This is a genomic window from Acinetobacter sp. ACIN00229 (assembly GCF_016106645.1).
Classification (GTDB): domain Bacteria; phylum Pseudomonadota; class Gammaproteobacteria; order Pseudomonadales; family Moraxellaceae; genus Acinetobacter; species Acinetobacter oleivorans.
This window is the reverse complement of the sequence record NZ_JADWOM010000008.1, coordinates 133,736-148,914: the sequence shown is the minus strand read 5'-3', so window position 1 is coordinate 148,914 and position 15,179 is coordinate 133,736. Positions and strand designations below refer to the sequence as shown.

The following is a 15,179-nucleotide window of genomic DNA, read 5'->3' as shown; positions in this document are numbered from 1 at the left end:
CAAAAACCGATAAAGCTTTTCCACAAAAAAGCTACCCAATCTTGGATCAGCTCACTTAGACTAGATCCGATTGTTTTATGACATGGACAATAACAATGAATAATGAACATTTTAAGCTGTACACAGATTCACAATTTCTAAGCCCCTACGCGTTTACAGTTTTTGTAGGGCTACATGAAAAACAAATTCCATTTGAAATAGCGACCATTAACTTAGGCCAGCATGGCCAGTTTGAAAAATTTTATGTAGCAAAGTCACTAACTGCCAAAGTGCCTGTACTCGAGCATAACGATTTTGCCTTATCAGAATCTTCTGCCATTTTGGAATATTTAGAAGAGCTTTATCCAAACACATCTATTTATCCAAAAGATATTCAAGCACGCGCAAGAGCAAGACAAATTCAGGCATGGCTCCGATCAGACTTAGTTGCACTAAGAACTGAACGACCAACCGATGTTATTTTTATTCAGCCCAAGTCCACTCCACTTTCAGAAGAAGGCAAAAAAGCTGCGGAGAAACTTTTCTTTGTTGCAGAAAAACTTCTTGCGTCTGATGCCGAATTTCTTTTTGGTTCATGGAGCATTGTGGATGCTGAACTTGCCCTGATGCTGCAACGCCTTATTCAAAATGGTGATGCTGTACCAGAACGTTTAAAAAACTATGCATTACAGCAATGGCAACGTCCGACCGTACAAAAATGGCTTGCCTTGCGACATAAATAAATCCTTATATTTACACCAAACACGAGATAAAAAATGAGTGATTCAAACTATATTCCTCCACAAGTTTGGCAATGGACTGGAGAAAAAACCGATTTAAACCAACCGACTTCAGGTGCGCGTTACGAGCATACACTTCCCGTCGGTAAACATCCGCTCCAGCTCTACTCTTTAGCAACGCCTAATGGCCAAAAAGTCACTATTTTGCTAGAAGAGCTTTTAGCATTGGGTCATCAAGATGCTGAATATGATGCATGGCTGATTAAAATCGGAGAAGGACAGCAATTTGGCAGTGGCTTTGTAGAAGTTAATCCAAACTCTAAAATTCCAGCATTGGTTGACCATAGCCAAAATCCGCCATTAAGAGTGTTTGAATCTGGCTCAATTTTGCTTTACTTGGCTGAAAAATTTAAAGCGTTTATTCCAACTGATATTGCTGCACGTACTGAATGTCTCAATTGGTTATTCTGGCAAATGGGCAGCGCGCCTTACCTAGGTGGCGGTTTTGGACATTTTTATGCTTATGCACCCGTTAAAATTGAATATGCGGTTAACCGCTTCGCCTTGGAAACAAAACGATTGCTTGACGTGTTAGATCAGCATTTAGCAAAGCATGAATATTTAGCAGGTTCTGAATATAGCATCGCTGATATTGCAGCATTCCCTTGGTATGGTGGTCTTGTTAAAAACTGGGTGTATAACGGCGCGGAGTTTTTAGGTGTCGATCAATATAAAAATGTTCAACGTTGGGCAGATGCGATTTTAGCGCGCCCTGCGGTTCAACGCGGGCGTATGGTCAACCGTACTTTTGGTGATTTAGCTACCCAGTTGCATGAACGCCATGATGCGAGTGATTTTGAGACCAAGACTCAAGATAAAGTTTAATCATCATTTTTAAATAAAACCCACTTTTGCTCAAAAAGTGGGTTTTATCATTCTTTCAATAACATTTTATTGATGCAATGAAAATCCTTTAATTGCCTTATCAACGGCCTTTTTAGGCCCTCTTAACGCTAGCCCAACCAAATTTAATTGATTTGCATCATCGGCTAAAAAAACCGCCCGATTATCCTCATCATTTCCTGTAGAAAACATGGCGTGTACATAGGGAATTATCGTTAAATCTTGCTCAATTGCTTTGCGATGCGCTTTTTGCATTCCAGATAAATCCCCTTCAAATACCAACATCGGCTGCCCTAGCATGTTGCCATACTCATAGCCATTCGCATCGATATAAGGTTTCCCCAACATTTCAGGTACAGCAGAGGCAATCCCCGTTGCCAAAAAAGCCACCACATTTAATCTCTGCCACGTCGCAAGATCATTACGGACAATCAGCGCAATTTTTGTATCAAACATAAACCTCTTTCCTGAATCATAACTTTAACTCGCTCATCATGACTCATTCAGATTTTTCTCGTCTTGTACGTTTGTGCAGGAGCCATCACAAACGTACAAGACCATAAATTTGCGAGTCACTATGCTGGGTTGTTTTTGTTTCAGCAGATACGTTATGGAAATCTTTTTTTATACCTTGAGTGTGATGTATAGCCCCGGTCCTGTAAATGTTATGGGACTAAACGCTGGGCTAACCGGACAATTCAAAAGAACAATTTATTTTTTTATAGGTGTCGGTTGTGCAATGCTGATGTTATTCATGATTTTTGGATATATTGGTGCCGCGATCATTCCACAAAATGCCTTGCACTATATTGCTTTGTTTGGCGCGTGTTATACGTTTTACCTTTCATATCAAATGCTAAAGTCAGAGATTGATATTAGTGACGAAGCCACTGAAGTTCAGGCACTTTCATTCTCGAATGGTTTCTGGATACAAGCTTTAAACCCAAAAGGAATTTTAGTGATTCTGCCTGTTACAACCATTATGTACCCGACAGCACATATCATTGGCGTTCAAATCTTCTTGGTATCATTGCTCATTTCACTGGGCGCAGCTGGCGCGCCCTGCCTTTACTCTTGGGCAGGTACAGTGTTAGGTAAAAAAATTAAAAATAGAATCTGGTTTAATCGTATAAACCAAGCCATGGGATTGATGCTAATCGTTTCTGGCATATTTATGCTTTATGATTTTTTGAAAGGCATGAGCCTAATTTAAGATAAAGTCTATGTCAGCCTAAACAGGCTGGCTTTTAAATCTCTTGTTTAAGAAGAGAGCTTATTAATCATCCGCCATCGGGCTGGAGTCAATCCAAATGCTTTTAAAAAATGACGTGTCATATGGCTTTGATCAAAAAATCCTGCAATCAATGAAGCTTGAGTTAAGGACTCTCCATACATCAAACAGGACTTCACAACTTCCAGCCTACGCATAGTCATATATCGATGTGGACTTGTACCAAACAGTAGTCGAAAATCGCGTGAAAGACTCCAGCGGTCTCGTCCCACACTTTTTTCAATATCATCTAAAGAGATATTTTCATATAAAGAAGCATGTATAAATTCTCTAGCGCGCTCCGCTGCGACATAGTCATAAGCATGTGAGGTACGCTGATTATTACCAGAAATTTCGTAAAGTGTGGTTGCCAGATCATATAAAGCATCTTGTTTTTCTAAAGAATCAATATGTTGATCCATCCCCTGTAATAAAACATCCGTTGCCTTAAATAAACGGGGATCCTGACTCAAGCCATTTTCAAAAAATGGTAAAGGTTTCCCCTTCATAATTTCCTGTAGGGTTGCAGGTTCTACGTACACCATCCGATATCTAAAACCATCTCGACTACCTGACTCTCCATCATGTTTTTCATCAGGATGTAAAACCATCGTCATACCCGGCTGGCTATGTTTCATCTCTCCACGATAATGAAAGCTTTGAACACCGGTTAATGTTCGACCAATGGCAAAAGTATCGTGGCGATGCGACTCATAAGCATGATCGGTAAAAAAGGCTTCAATTCGTTCGAGACTATTAGGGTCAGAATTTCTGACGATCCAATCATTTGCATTGGGTAATTCAATCACATATTCACCAAAATTTTATATGTGCTAGAGAGCATTCCACCTATACGTTATACGCTATCATTATTTTGAAAAATAGCCTGTATATAACTCACTCAGCCAAGCGACAAAAACGCGTACGCGTGGCGAGAGCTGCCTGTGCTGCGGATATAAAGCAGAAACTGACATCTTCGGGATTTGCCATTCAGATAAAACCTCAACCAGTTGTCCGTCTTTTAACTCATTCGCTACATGATAACGCGGGACCTGAATTAAACCTGCCCCACGTAAAGCAGATAATACATAGTTTTCAGCATCATTTACCGCGATCCAGCTTTTCAAAAAATAATCTTGTTTCTTGCCATTCACCATTAATTCAAATGGATAATTCCGCCCGCCTGATGTCGAAAAGAAATTAACACAATAATGTGATAACAAATCCTCTGGTTGCTGAGGTGTTCCATGTTTATTTAGATAGTCAGGACTTGCACAAATGACTTGTGGCATATCCACCAAATGTCTAGCAATTAAAGTTGAATCATCCAAACGTCCTGCTCTCACCACACAGTCTATCCCTTCCCTAATCAGATCAACCAAGCGATCACCCGTACTAATTACGAGTTCAATGTCGGGATACAACTCGTGAAATTGGTCGATATTGGGTAAAACAATTTTAGTTGCATGTGCGCCTGATAAATCAACACGTAGTAAACCACGGGGCTGTGCAATTACATTACGTAAGGACGATTCGGCATCATCGAGCTCCGATAATATTTGTGTGCAACGCTCATAAAATGCTTGTCCATCTAGTGATGGTCTTACATGCCGAGTCGTCCGCTCTAGCAAACGACACTGTAAATTATTCTCTAGCTCTTTAATGGCATTACTTGCTGTAGCGCGTGGGATATTTAGCTGATCGGCTGCCTGACTAAAACTACCCAGCTCTACTATGCGGGTAAAAAGTTGCAAGGTATCAAATTTATCCATGGTGCTCGCTTTTAACCCTATCTATTATTAATAAATATGGAATTATCTTATCCAATTATGAAGATTTATCCCATATTTCTATATTATTAAAATAAGCCATACCTACTCAAACAGGCAATCTAAAAATGAATATTTCAAAAAAGACAGCTCTTGTTACTGGTGCATCACGCGGTATTGGTCGTGCTATTGCTGAACGCTTAGCTCAAGATGGTTTTTATGTCATTGTTAACTATGCGGGCAATAAGGTGCATGCCCAAGCAACTGTAGATCATATTATTGAGCAAGGTGGTCAAGCCTCTGCTATTCAAGCAGACGTTGCAAATGAACATGAGGTGAGTCGTTTGTTTCAAGAAGCAAAAGCCATTAACGGTCAATTAGAAGTTGTGGTTCATAGCGCAGGCATTATGCCTATGGCAAAAATTACACCTGAAGGTCTGCCAGACTTCGATAAAGTAATTCATACCAATTTACGTGGCGCGTTTTTAATTTTGGCGCATGCGGCCGAAACAGTTCCAGATGGTGGCCGAATTATTACGCTTTCAACGAGTGTAATTGCCAAATCTTTTCCTTTATATGGTCCCTATATTGCCTCGAAAGCGGGTGTAGAAGGCTTAGTACATGTATTAGCAAATGAGTTACGCGGCCGAAATATTACTGTAAATGCTGTTGCGCCTGGCCCGACAGGAACAGACCTTTTTTATAATGGAAAAAGTGATGAGCAAGTGGCAGCAATTGCAAAACTCGCTCCCTTGGAAAGAATCGGAACACCTGAAGAAATTGCCAGTGTAGTTGCCATGCTAGCTGGCCCAGATGGACGGTGGGTAAATTCACAAGTCATTCGAGTAAATGGTGGATTTGCTTAATGTTTAAAACCATATGGATTATTATAATCCATATGGTTTTTACCAAATGTTAAAATCCATTAAACATATTATTAGAAGAACTTTATAAGATTAATTAATACTGTTTTATATAAAATATTTAGCTTGCTTATTTATTAAAAAAATATATATAAATAGATATTACTTATTTTTGCTTATATTTAAAAACGCGTAAATTGAACAATAACAATCTGAATCGAAGATAAGGAATTATTTAAATGAATGCCAAATTAAATACAGAAAACCCATCTGGTTTTATCTCTTCGAGTTCTAATACATCTTTGTCAAAAGACACTATTCTTAGTAAAGCACAGCAATACGCACAAGACCATGAACTTAATTTTAGTGGCAGTTTATCACCTACTGATGCATGGCAGCTCGTACAGCAAGGCGAAGCTGTTTTAGTTGATGTGCGTACCAATGAAGAACGTAAATTTGTAGGTTATGTTCCTGAAAGTGTTCATGTCGCTTGGGCAACAGGCACATCGTTTAACCGTAATCCACGCTTTTTAAAAGAACTCGAATCAAAAGTTGGCAAAGACAAAACCATTCTTTTGTTATGCCGTAGTGGCAACCGTTCAGCACAAGCTGCCGAGGCCGCATTTAATGCTGGTTTTGAGCATATTTATAACGTTCTTGAAGGCTTCGAAGGCGATCTAAATGATCAGCAACAGCGTAATCAAAAAAATGGCTGGCGCATCCATCAACTTCCTTGGCAACAAGACTAATATTTTAATCAATTTTCAGTGAATCAAGGAAAGCTTGTGACTCAATGGAACATTAATGCTGTTGTACAAGGTTTACAACAAGCAAGGCATGACTGGCGTCAGCAGCAACACAGAACCAAAGAATTTGGGGGCCGTGAACTTCCATCTAAAGAAGCGTTAAAAGCCATTTTAGATGACCTGTGCGGAATTTTATTTCCAATGCGTTTAGGCCCTGCTGACTTACGTCAAGAAACTGAAGATTCTTATATTGCCTATACTTTAAATCGGGTACTCACAGCCTTACATGCTCAAGTACAACTGGCTTTAAACTATGAAGCAAAACGTCATTTGAGTCATTCGAACACAGTCCAACAACCAGACGAACTTGCTCAAAATATTGTGCAGGATTTTGCCAACACCTTGCCCTCTATACGACGTCTTTTAGACGGCGATGTGCGTGCTGCTTATGAAGGCGATCCGGCGGCGCATAGTGTGGATGAGGTATTACTTTGCTATCCGGGCATATTTGCGATTATTCATCATCGAATAGCGCATCAACTGTATGCCCAAGTGCCTTTATTGTCTCGCATTATTTCCGAGTTGGCGCATTCTGCAACTGGTATTGATATTCATCCGGGTGCAAAAATCGGTAAAGGATTCTTCATCGATCATGGTACAGGTGTAGTGATTGGTGAAACTAGCGTTATTGGGGAACGTGTTCGTATTTATCAGGCAGTGACCCTTGGAGCAAAACGATTTGAAACCAATGATGATGGTGGTTTGAAAAAAGACTATACACGCCATCCAATTGTTGAAGACGACGTGGTGATCTATGCAGGTGCCACTATTTTAGGTCGTATTACGATTGGTCGAGGGTCCATTATTGGGGGAAATGTCTGGCTTACACATAGTATTCCTGCAGGAAGCCAGATTTTACAGTCACCACTGGAGGCTTATCAAAAAAATCCAGAATTTAAATAAATCGTATTCACAATTTTATATATAAGAGTTTTAACCAATATATTAAAAATATGAATTTGGTATATATAAATCAGTTTATTACTTATTTATATTAAATTTTCATAAACATATGCTTATTCATAATAAGTGAACTGTGTTCATTTATTTATACCTTATTCATATTTTGAAAATCGAATATTTAATTCTAATCTGTTAACACGATAATTTAAAAATTTAACATTTTATAACCAAGCCACTGTAATAAGGAAAAATGATTCATGGCGAAAAATACTGACAAAGCCCAACTTGCGCTGGGGGACCACGCAGCCCGTCAACTGGCCAATGCAACCAAAACTGCTCCCCAACTTTCTACAATTACTCCCAGATGGCTGACTCACTTACTTCAATGGCTTCCTGTTGAAGCAGGTATCTACCGCTTAAACCGTGTAAATAATACTGATGATATTCAAGTCGCTTGCACACAACGTGATGAAGCAACTTTACCTCAAACTTTTGTTGATTATGACCCAGAGCCACGCGAATACTTTTTAAATGGTGTATCTACTGTTTTAGATGTACATACACGTGTTGCTGACCTTTACAGCAGCCCACACGACCAAATTAAAGAACAGCTTCGTTTAACGATTGAAACCATTAAAGAACGTCAAGAAAGTGAGCTTATCAATAACCCCGAATACGGTTTACTGGCAAGTGTGACAGATGACCAACGTATTTCGACTTTAAATGGCCCACCTACTCCAGATGATCTTGATGATTTGCTACGTAAAGTCTGGAAAGAACCGGGATTTTTCCTAGCGCATCCTGATGCCATTGCAGCATTTGGCCGTGAATGTACACGCCGTGGTGTGCCACCTCCAACGGTTAGCTTATTTGGTTCGCAATTCATTACATGGCGCGGTATTCCACTCATTCCCTCAAATAAAATTCCTGTAGAAGATGGCAAAACTAAAATCTTGCTGCTTCGTGTTGGTGAAAAGCGTCAAGGGATTGTTGGTTTATTCCAACCAGGTCTTGCTGGTGAACAGTCACCAGGGCTTTCAGTACGCTTTATGGGAATCAACCGTAACGCGATTGCGTCGTATCTAATCTCGTTATATTGCTCACTTGCAGTACTCACTGATGATGCATTGGCAGTATTAGATGATGTGGAGGTGGACAAATATCATGACTACCCAGTTAACTACAAGTAATCTGCAAGGTAGTCCAACGGGGCCTGAAGTGACTGGTGTTAACCCACCAGCCAACTTCCCTGATGAGTCCACCATTGCTCGTCTTGCTAATGAGTTTTTTTCAGCATTACCAAGCTCAAGCAGTTCAGCTTCTCCATCGGGCCTTAACTTGGACTTACCTATCGGAGCGCCACCTCACCCACCGCAACCGGGTGAACCATTTTCTGCACTCAGTGGTCGTGCGCCCAATATCGCGTTCCAGAAAAGTCTCAATCCAGAATTTCCTGAGCATATTCCAAATTTGCCAGACTACCCTGAACGTCGAATTATAGCGTCTGCGCCTGTGGTTGGTGGAGCTAATTTACCACGCCCACCATTTGAGCCACATTTACCACAAGCTGCTCATAGTGAACCCAATGTGCCACGCATTGAACCAAACTTACCTACTGGTGCAGGTGAATCACCTTATTATTTTTTAAATGATTTTTCTGCTCCAAATGCAGCAGAGCCATCTGTTAAAGGTGTTGAAGATAATTATTCGGTTGCACAGTCTTTTCAATTGCCACATGGTGACCAGCTGAAATCATTGCTAACTGAAGATCGTTTTGCAACGAACACGCCTCCCCAAAGTTCGGCAAGCTCTGCATTTTATTTTTTAGACTTGCCTCAAAGTGGACAAAGTTATAGTCACTATCAACCATCGCAACCCACTTTTGTAGCAAGTAGTGCTCAACCACTCGATGTGCATGCCATACGTCGCGATTTCCCAATTTTACAGGAACGCGTCAATGGCCGACCTCTGGTCTGGTTGGATAATGCTGCCACTACACAAAAACCGCAGCGCGTGATTGACCGGATTGCTTATTTTTATCAGCATGAAAACTCAAACATTCACCGTGCTGCACATGAGTTAGCGGCTCGTGCAACCGATGCCTATGAACATGCAAGAAATGTAGTTGCCCGATTTATTGGTGCACCCTCTTCTAAAGAAATTATCTTTGTTCGAGGAACAACCGAAGGCATTAACCTGATTGCAAAAACATGGGGTGAGCAAAATATTGGTGAAGGTGATGAAATTATTGTTTCTCACTTAGAACACCATGCCAATATTGTGCCTTGGTATCAACTCACTAAAAAAACTGGAGCAAAATTAAGAGTCATTCCTGTGGATGACACGGGCCAGATTATTTTAGAAGAGTTGCCAAAACTGATTAATGAACGCACTAAACTGCTGTCGATTACTCAAGTTTCGAATGCTTTAGGAACAGTCACACCTGTTGCTGAAGTCATTAAAATTGCCCATGCCAAAGGTGTACGTGTTTTAGTTGACGGTGCACAATCTGTTTCGCACATCCCAACCGATGTACAAGCCCTTGATGCAGACTTTTTTGTGTTTTCTGGACATAAAGTGTTTGGGCCGACGGGCATTGGCGCGGTATATGCAAAACCAGAACTGCTAGAAAGCATGCCTGTTTGGGAAGGCGGCGGTAACATGATTCAGGATGTGACCTTCGAACAAGTAGTTTACCAACCTGCACCAAACAAGTTTGAAGCTGGAACTGGAAACATTGCCGATGCTGTTGGTTTGGGTGCTGCGCTTGAATATGTCGAAAGTCTAGGCATTCATAACATTGCTCGCTATGAACATGATCTGCTCGAATATGGTCAAAATGCACTGAGCAGTGTGCCTGGTTTACGTCTGATCGGAACGGCACATCACAAAGCCAGTGTTATGTCCTTTACCTTACAAGGCTATTCAACTGAACAAGTCGGTAAAGCTTTAAATCAGCATGGTATTGCCGTACGTTCTGGCCATCACTGTGCACAGCCAATTTTACGTCGTTTTGGTGTAGAACAGACGGTGCGTCCGTCTTTGGCTTTTTATAACACAACTGAAGAAATTGATTTATTGGTTTCGGTGTTACATCAACTGACGCGTAATAGGCGCAGCAATTAAATCTATTTCTAGACTAGAAAAGACTGCTTTTGAGCGGTCTTTTTTATGGATTATTTATTGAAGCTACTTTAGCTCAAAAGTTATATATAGAAGTAACAAGTCAAAGCGGTTATCACGGCGGAGTCTTATTATTTTAATTTCGATTCCTAGATTAGCCTTCGGCTCGAGCTAAGAGTTATTAATACTCTAGACAATTTAAAGTAATTATCACGGCGGAGTCTTACCGTTTTGCCTCCAAAGAAAGTAGCTAATTCTGTTACTTTTTTTAAAAGTAACCAAAAACTTTCTCATCCAAAGAACCTGTTCTCTGCTTTCATTTTTCAAAAAATAATGCAAATACATTATCTTTATAAATTATGGGCAGGCTGTGGATGAAATTTAGCACGAGCGAATACAGGTATGAACTCCGCCGTGCTATCCCATCCACTTATAAATAAAAGCAACTTAAACAAACAATCCCCAAATCAATCTCAATGCAATCCCAATTAATAAAACTCCCATCACCCGCTCAAAATAAACCCCGAACTCCAAAAACCTTTTACGTACAATAGGCTGAGCAAACAGCACACTCACTACCATAAACCAGATGGCATTGACCATACACATCCATACCCCATAAAAAACCTGAACTTTCATCGGTGTGGCCGTACTTACAATCGTCGTAAAAATTGCCAGAAAAAAGATAGTGGCTTTTGGGTTTAACGCATTGGTAAGAAAACCCATGGTAAACGCTTTAAATAAACTCGGCGTGTCACTGTCTGCTTGGCCATTAATCTCAATATTGGTATTCGGCTGGCTACGTAAACACTGCCATCCAAAATACACTAAGTAAGCTGCCCCTGCTGTTCTGATAAGTGACATCAGCCATTCACTTTGTTGAATCAAAAAGCCAATACCAACCAGTGTATAAAACACATGCACTGAAATCCCGACTCCAATACCAATTGCGGTTAGACATCCAATTAAGTAGCCATAACGTACACTTTGTCTTACCGTAATCACAAAATCTGGTCCCGGTAAAATCACCGCCATAAAGTGAATAAGAGCTAGCGTTAAAAACTCATGTCCATACAACTGCCACATTTATGCAACCTCCTCGGCAACGTTATAGTTAATACTGAGCTTTCCCTTCTTAAACTGATAAGACTGAATTTCTATAGAACCAATATCTCCTAATGCCGTGACATGCGTTCCGCCACAAGGAAATGCAGGAAACTCACCAAAACTAATTTCACGAAAGCCATCAGCATGTTGATGAAGATGGGTTGGTAAATTAGCTTGAATATAGTGAGAACATTGCTGCTGAAGAGTTTCACCATCTAACTGTTGGGCTGTATCTAAAGGAATAAACTGAACACGAGCATCGCTAGGCCAGTGCTGAGCTTTTATAGCTTGCCAGCCAAATAGATGCATTACATTTGCAATGAGATGTCCAGCCGAATGTAATCGGCTATGATAATTGCGCGTATTTAAATCCACCTTTGCTAATGCCGCTCCCAACACAACAGGTTGAGAGCTGTAATGAATAATTTCCCCTTGTTCAATTGCCACATGCACTACTTCAACTTCTGCAATTTTTCCCTTATCGCTAGGTTGACCACCACCTTGAGGGTGAAATGGTGTTGCCGATAAACGTATGGTAAAACGCCCATCTTCACATGAGGTACATTCTAAAACTTCAACTTCAGCGGCAAGAACACCTGTTAAATACAATGCTTGCGTCATACTTTTCTACACATACCTTGAGATGAAAAAGATTGTATTGCGATTTTTTAGACGCGATAATCCAATCAAAATCCAAATAACTTTTGCCTCATGAGCACAAATCAAAGTCTGGTTCTATTAAATGAAATGGCGACTTTCGTTAAGGTTGTCGAGTCGGAAAGCTTTTCTGAAACTGCACGCCAGCTTGGTACAACACCTTCTGCTGTGAGCCGCGCAATTGCCCGTTTAGAACGTGCTTTAGGTACCCGCTTACTCTATCGGACTACACGGAAACTTCGTTTAAGTGAAAGTGGACAACAGGTCTATCAACGTTGTTTAGATATGGTGAATGCTGCGCAAGCGGTCATGGAAAGTTCGGGCCAATTTCATGTCGAGCCAGAAGGTATTATTCGTATGAGTGTTCCGAAAGCTGTGGGACATTTTATGATCCATCCACATTTACCCGAATTTTTAGAACGCTACCCGAAAATTGATATTCAAATGCTTTTAGAAGATCGTTATGTCGACCTGATTGATGATGGAGTCGATTTAGCACTTCGAATTACAGAGCAACCACCGGGTGGCCTTATGGGTCGAAAGCTGATTGATATTGATCACTTGGTTTGTGCTACACCTGAATATTTGGCAAAGTATGATACTCCGAACCACCCTCATGATTTAAAGCAGCATGAATGTATTTACTTGGGCGAACAAGCCAGTGACTCAAAATGGAAATTTCAACAAGGAAATAAATCGATAAGTGTTGCTGTGCGTGGGCGTTATGCTGCAAACCATACAGGTGTGCGTTTGAGTGCCGCATTACAGCATTTTGGTATTGCGAGCTTGCCATACTTTGTTGCACGCCATGCGCTACAACAAGGTACCTTAGTTCAGGTTTTACCAGATTGGTATTTTAAAACCTATTACAGTGGTGGGCTGTGGTTACTTTATCCACCGACAAGGCATGTCCCGCCTAAATTAAGTGTATTGATTCAATATTTGGCAGATAAATTAGCAGCAGAGCCGACTTTATTTAAGTTAAAGTAATATAGAATCAAGGAATTAGCACGAAGGAATCCTACCTTTAAATCTCTAAAGTAAGCAGTTAATTCTGTTACTTTTTTTGAACAAAGTAACCAAAAAACTTTCTCATCTACAGAACCTGACCACTGTTTACATCTATAAAAAAATATTGCAAAAACATTATCTTTATAAATTATGGGCAGGCTGTAGATGAATCGTAACTCAAGCAAATACTATCTAGAATCCTAGTCATTAAGGGCTATGAGTAAAACTACTCAACCAATAAATCTTTTGGATTAATCGTATCGCCATAGACTGGTTTTAAAGTTTTTTCATAAGCCTGATGAATCACGCCTTCTTTAGCCAGTTTCTCTAAATCTTGGTTCAACCAGTCCAATAACTCTTTATCGCCTTTTTTCACTGCTGGTGCAATTAAGTCCTGCTCACCTAAATTGGTAATGCCAACAGTGTAATTTGGATTTTCTTTAGCCCAAGCTAAAACCAGCAAGTTATCATGTGCCAAAGCAGCACCACGACCATCTTTTAAAGCATCGAAAGTTTCTGTGTTTTGCTCATACTTTTGTAACTTAATTTCAGGGTGAGTCTTGGTGAAGAATGAATCAGCTGTTGTACCTTTGTTTACCAATAAAGTTTTATCTTTCAGTTGAGCCACATCGGTAATCGGATGACTTTTAGGAGAAACCACCCCTAACGCAACTTTTAAATAAGGTTTAGCAAAATCGACCACTTCTTTACGCTCTGGCGTAACGGTAAAGTTGGCAAAAATAATATCCACTTTATTGGCTTTTAAGTATTCGACACGGTTAGCCGCTTCAGTTAAAACAAACTCAACTTTGTTTTCATCACCCAGCAGATCTTTCGCGACATGCTTAGCAATCTCTACATCAAAGCCCTGATTTTTACCTTGAGCATCTAAATATCCAAACGGCGGTTTATCACTAAATACGCCAATTCGTACCACGCCATTCTTTTTGATCTGTTCAATACTCGACACAGTTTGTGTCGTATCTGCCGTTTTTTCAGTAGACTGAGTTCCTTTGTCACATGCAACTAAACCTAAACTCAGTAAAGACGCAGCTAAAATATGCTTCACGTTTTGAAATGTTAATGTTGTCATTATTTCACCCTATCGTTCTTGTAAAAGTCTTATTTAAAATCGCAGCGCCTACTTTTAGGCACTGCTCTAGCGATATTGAAAATTATTGGCCTACATCTAAAAACACATTCGGATTGACCGAGTCACCGTAAATTGGTTTCAAGGTTTCATCATAAATTTTATTAATTTCACCACTTGTTCTGAGTTGCTTAATTTCAGTATTGAGCCAATTCAATAGTTGGGTATTGCCCTTTTTAACTGCTGGTGCAATAAACTCTTGATCCCCAATAGACTGAATACCGGCCACATAACTCGGGTTCTTCGCTGCCCACGCTAAAGCATAAGTACTATCTTGTGAAATCGCGTCACCACGACCGTCGGTTAAAGCTTTGAAGGCATCCGAATTTCTTTCAAACTTAAGTAAATTTACTTTTGGATAATGCTTGGTAAAGTAGGTATCTGAACTTGTGCCTTTATTTACAATTAAGGTCTTACCTTCTAATTGGGCAATGTCAGTAATCGGCTTGGCTTTAGGCGAGACAATACCAAAAGCACCTTTTAAATAAGGCTCGGCAAAATCGACAACCTCTTTACGTTCTGGCGTTACTGTAAACGTCGCAAATACAACATCAGCGCGATTCGATTTTAAAAACTCCACCCGATTTGAAGCTTCAGTCACAATAAACTCAACTTTCTTTTCATCGCCAAGCAAGTCTTTGGTCACTCGTTTTGCTAAAGCCACATCAAAGCCCTGATTATTACCTGCACTATCTACATAACCAAATGGCGGATCATCGGCAAAAACCGCAACGCGTAGAACCCCATTTTTTTTGACTTGTTCTAAAGAGTGGTCTTCTTGAGCATTACTTGCCTGTTCAGTTGATGGCGTTTTACTACATGCAGTTAACAACACCCCAGCAACGGCAAGACTGCTTAATATTTTTATTGAATTACGTTTAAACATTCACTTCCTCAT

General features: G+C 40.2%; 16 protein-coding genes and 1 pseudogene. 10 read left to right on the top strand and 7 right to left on the bottom strand.

What is annotated here, in order from left to right:
- The first annotated feature begins 95 nt into the window (after window positions 1-95).
- On the top strand, window positions 96-722 hold the full coding sequence (gene yfcF, locus I7H67_RS09510; protein WP_198307691.1) for a glutathione transferase: 627 nt from the start codon (window positions 96-98) through the stop codon (window positions 720-722).
- Between the two features lie 33 nt (window positions 723-755).
- Complete coding sequence (yghU, locus tag I7H67_RS09505; protein ID WP_198307690.1) at window positions 756-1,604, top strand: glutathione-dependent disulfide-bond oxidoreductase; 849 nt, start codon at window positions 756-758, stop codon at window positions 1,602-1,604.
- A gap of 66 nt (window positions 1,605-1,670) precedes the next feature.
- Here the strand turns inward: yghU and I7H67_RS09500 are convergent, their stop codons facing one another.
- Window positions 1,671-2,078 carry a DUF2000 domain-containing protein gene (locus tag I7H67_RS09500; RefSeq protein WP_198307689.1) on the bottom strand — a complete coding sequence of 136 codons (408 nt, stop codon included), beginning with the start codon at window positions 2,076-2,078 and terminating at the stop codon, window positions 1,671-1,673.
- Between the two features lie 154 nt (window positions 2,079-2,232).
- Here I7H67_RS09500 and I7H67_RS09495 point away from each other — a divergent pair, with 154 nt between their 5' ends.
- Window positions 2,233-2,835 carry a LysE family translocator gene (locus I7H67_RS09495; RefSeq protein WP_198307688.1) on the top strand — a complete coding sequence of 201 codons (603 nt, stop codon included), beginning with the start codon at window positions 2,233-2,235 and terminating at the stop codon, window positions 2,833-2,835.
- Between the two features lie 47 nt (window positions 2,836-2,882).
- On the opposite strand, the gene I7H67_RS09490 is transcribed toward I7H67_RS09495, so the two are convergent.
- Window positions 2,883-3,701, bottom strand: a complete 819-nt coding sequence (locus tag I7H67_RS09490; RefSeq protein ID WP_198307687.1) for an AraC family transcriptional regulator — start codon at window positions 3,699-3,701, stop codon at window positions 2,883-2,885.
- 60 nt (window positions 3,702-3,761) lie between these two features.
- On the bottom strand, window positions 3,762-4,664 hold the full coding sequence (locus I7H67_RS09485; protein WP_111853683.1) for a LysR family transcriptional regulator: 903 nt from the start codon (window positions 4,662-4,664) through the stop codon (window positions 3,762-3,764).
- A gap of 125 nt (window positions 4,665-4,789) precedes the next feature.
- On the opposite strand from I7H67_RS09485, the gene I7H67_RS09480 reads away from it, so the two are divergent.
- The 5 genes from I7H67_RS09480 to I7H67_RS09460 all read left to right on the top strand — a co-directional run bounded on the left by I7H67_RS09480 (window position 4,790) and on the right by I7H67_RS09460 (window position 10,359).
- Complete coding sequence (locus I7H67_RS09480) at window positions 4,790-5,527, top strand: SDR family oxidoreductase (protein WP_005304329.1); 738 nt, start codon at window positions 4,790-4,792, stop codon at window positions 5,525-5,527.
- A gap of 236 nt (window positions 5,528-5,763) precedes the next feature.
- On the top strand, window positions 5,764-6,273 hold the full coding sequence (locus I7H67_RS09475) for a rhodanese-like domain-containing protein (protein ID WP_005304325.1): 510 nt from the start codon (window positions 5,764-5,766) through the stop codon (window positions 6,271-6,273).
- Window positions 6,274-6,291: 18 nt separating this feature from the next.
- Complete coding sequence (epsC, locus tag I7H67_RS09470) at window positions 6,292-7,233, top strand: serine O-acetyltransferase EpsC (RefSeq protein ID WP_075382795.1); 942 nt, start codon at window positions 6,292-6,294, stop codon at window positions 7,231-7,233.
- A gap of 257 nt (window positions 7,234-7,490) precedes the next feature.
- Window positions 7,491-8,423 (top strand): family 2A encapsulin nanocompartment shell protein, encoded by a 933-nt coding sequence (locus I7H67_RS09465; protein ID WP_001107602.1) that lies wholly within the window; start codon window positions 7,491-7,493, stop codon window positions 8,421-8,423.
- The gene (locus I7H67_RS09460; RefSeq protein WP_198307686.1) at window positions 8,398-10,359 is read left to right on the top strand and encodes a family 2A encapsulin nanocompartment cargo protein cysteine desulfurase; all 1,962 of its coding nucleotides are present in this window, start codon (window positions 8,398-8,400) and stop codon (window positions 10,357-10,359) included. Before I7H67_RS09465 ends, I7H67_RS09460 begins: the two co-directional genes overlap by 26 nt.
- 444 nt (window positions 10,360-10,803) lie before the next feature.
- Here the strand turns inward: I7H67_RS09460 and I7H67_RS09455 are convergent, their stop codons facing one another.
- Window positions 10,804-11,442, bottom strand: coding sequence for a LysE family translocator (locus tag I7H67_RS09455; protein ID WP_198307685.1), 639 nt, complete (start codon window positions 11,440-11,442; stop codon window positions 10,804-10,806).
- Complete coding sequence (locus tag I7H67_RS09450) at window positions 11,443-12,084, bottom strand: alanyl-tRNA editing protein (protein WP_198307684.1); 642 nt, start codon at window positions 12,082-12,084, stop codon at window positions 11,443-11,445.
- Between the two features lie 90 nt (window positions 12,085-12,174).
- Between I7H67_RS09450 and I7H67_RS09445 the strand changes: the two genes are divergently transcribed.
- Together I7H67_RS09445 and I7H67_RS19675 are read left to right on the top strand one after the other, a co-directional pair.
- Entirely contained in the window at window positions 12,175-13,110 is a 936-nt protein-coding gene (locus tag I7H67_RS09445) for a LysR family transcriptional regulator (protein WP_198307683.1), read from the top strand.
- Between the two features lie 76 nt (window positions 13,111-13,186).
- A pseudogene (locus tag I7H67_RS19675) lies at window positions 13,187-13,307 on the top strand (hypothetical protein).
- 50 nt (window positions 13,308-13,357) lie between these two features.
- On the opposite strand, the gene I7H67_RS09440 reads toward I7H67_RS19675, so the two are convergent.
- Entirely contained in the window at window positions 13,358-14,224 is an 867-nt protein-coding gene (locus I7H67_RS09440; RefSeq protein ID WP_000209985.1) for a cysteine ABC transporter substrate-binding protein, read from the bottom strand.
- An 82-nt stretch (window positions 14,225-14,306) separates the two neighbouring features.
- Window positions 14,307-15,167 (bottom strand): transporter substrate-binding domain-containing protein, encoded by an 861-nt coding sequence (locus tag I7H67_RS09435; protein WP_005304306.1) that lies wholly within the window; start codon window positions 15,165-15,167, stop codon window positions 14,307-14,309.
- Between the last annotated feature and the right edge of the window lie 12 nt (window positions 15,168-15,179).

Bases quoted from the DNA above. Each gene is read 5' to 3' on its own strand.
- yfcF (WP_198307691.1), top strand. From the start codon at position 96: ATGAATAATGAACATTTTAAGCTGTACACAGATTCACAATTTCTAAGC.
- yghU (WP_198307690.1), top strand. From the start codon at position 756: ATGAGTGATTCAAACTATATTCCTCCACAAGTTTGGCAATGGACTGGA.
- I7H67_RS09500 (WP_198307689.1), bottom strand. From the start codon at position 2,078: ATGTTTGATACAAAAATTGCGCTGATTGTCCGTAATGATCTTGCGACG.
- I7H67_RS09495 (WP_198307688.1), top strand. From the start codon at position 2,233: ATGGAAATCTTTTTTTATACCTTGAGTGTGATGTATAGCCCCGGTCCT.
- I7H67_RS09485 (WP_111853683.1), bottom strand. From the start codon at position 4,664: ATGGATAAATTTGATACCTTGCAACTTTTTACCCGCATAGTAGAGCTG.
- I7H67_RS09480 (WP_005304329.1), top strand. From the start codon at position 4,790: ATGAATATTTCAAAAAAGACAGCTCTTGTTACTGGTGCATCACGCGGT.
- I7H67_RS09475 (WP_005304325.1), top strand. From the start codon at position 5,764: ATGAATGCCAAATTAAATACAGAAAACCCATCTGGTTTTATCTCTTCG.
- I7H67_RS09465 (WP_001107602.1), top strand. From the start codon at position 7,491: ATGGCGAAAAATACTGACAAAGCCCAACTTGCGCTGGGGGACCACGCA.
- I7H67_RS09460 (WP_198307686.1), top strand. From the start codon at position 8,398: ATGACTACCCAGTTAACTACAAGTAATCTGCAAGGTAGTCCAACGGGG.
- I7H67_RS09455 (WP_198307685.1), bottom strand. From the start codon at position 11,442: ATGTGGCAGTTGTATGGACATGAGTTTTTAACGCTAGCTCTTATTCAC.
- I7H67_RS09450 (WP_198307684.1), bottom strand. From the start codon at position 12,084: ATGACGCAAGCATTGTATTTAACAGGTGTTCTTGCCGCTGAAGTTGAA.
- I7H67_RS09445 (WP_198307683.1), top strand. From the start codon at position 12,175: ATGAGCACAAATCAAAGTCTGGTTCTATTAAATGAAATGGCGACTTTC.
- I7H67_RS09440 (WP_000209985.1), bottom strand. From the start codon at position 14,224: ATGACAACATTAACATTTCAAAACGTGAAGCATATTTTAGCTGCGTCT.
- I7H67_RS09435 (WP_005304306.1), bottom strand. From the start codon at position 15,167: ATGTTTAAACGTAATTCAATAAAAATATTAAGCAGTCTTGCCGTTGCT.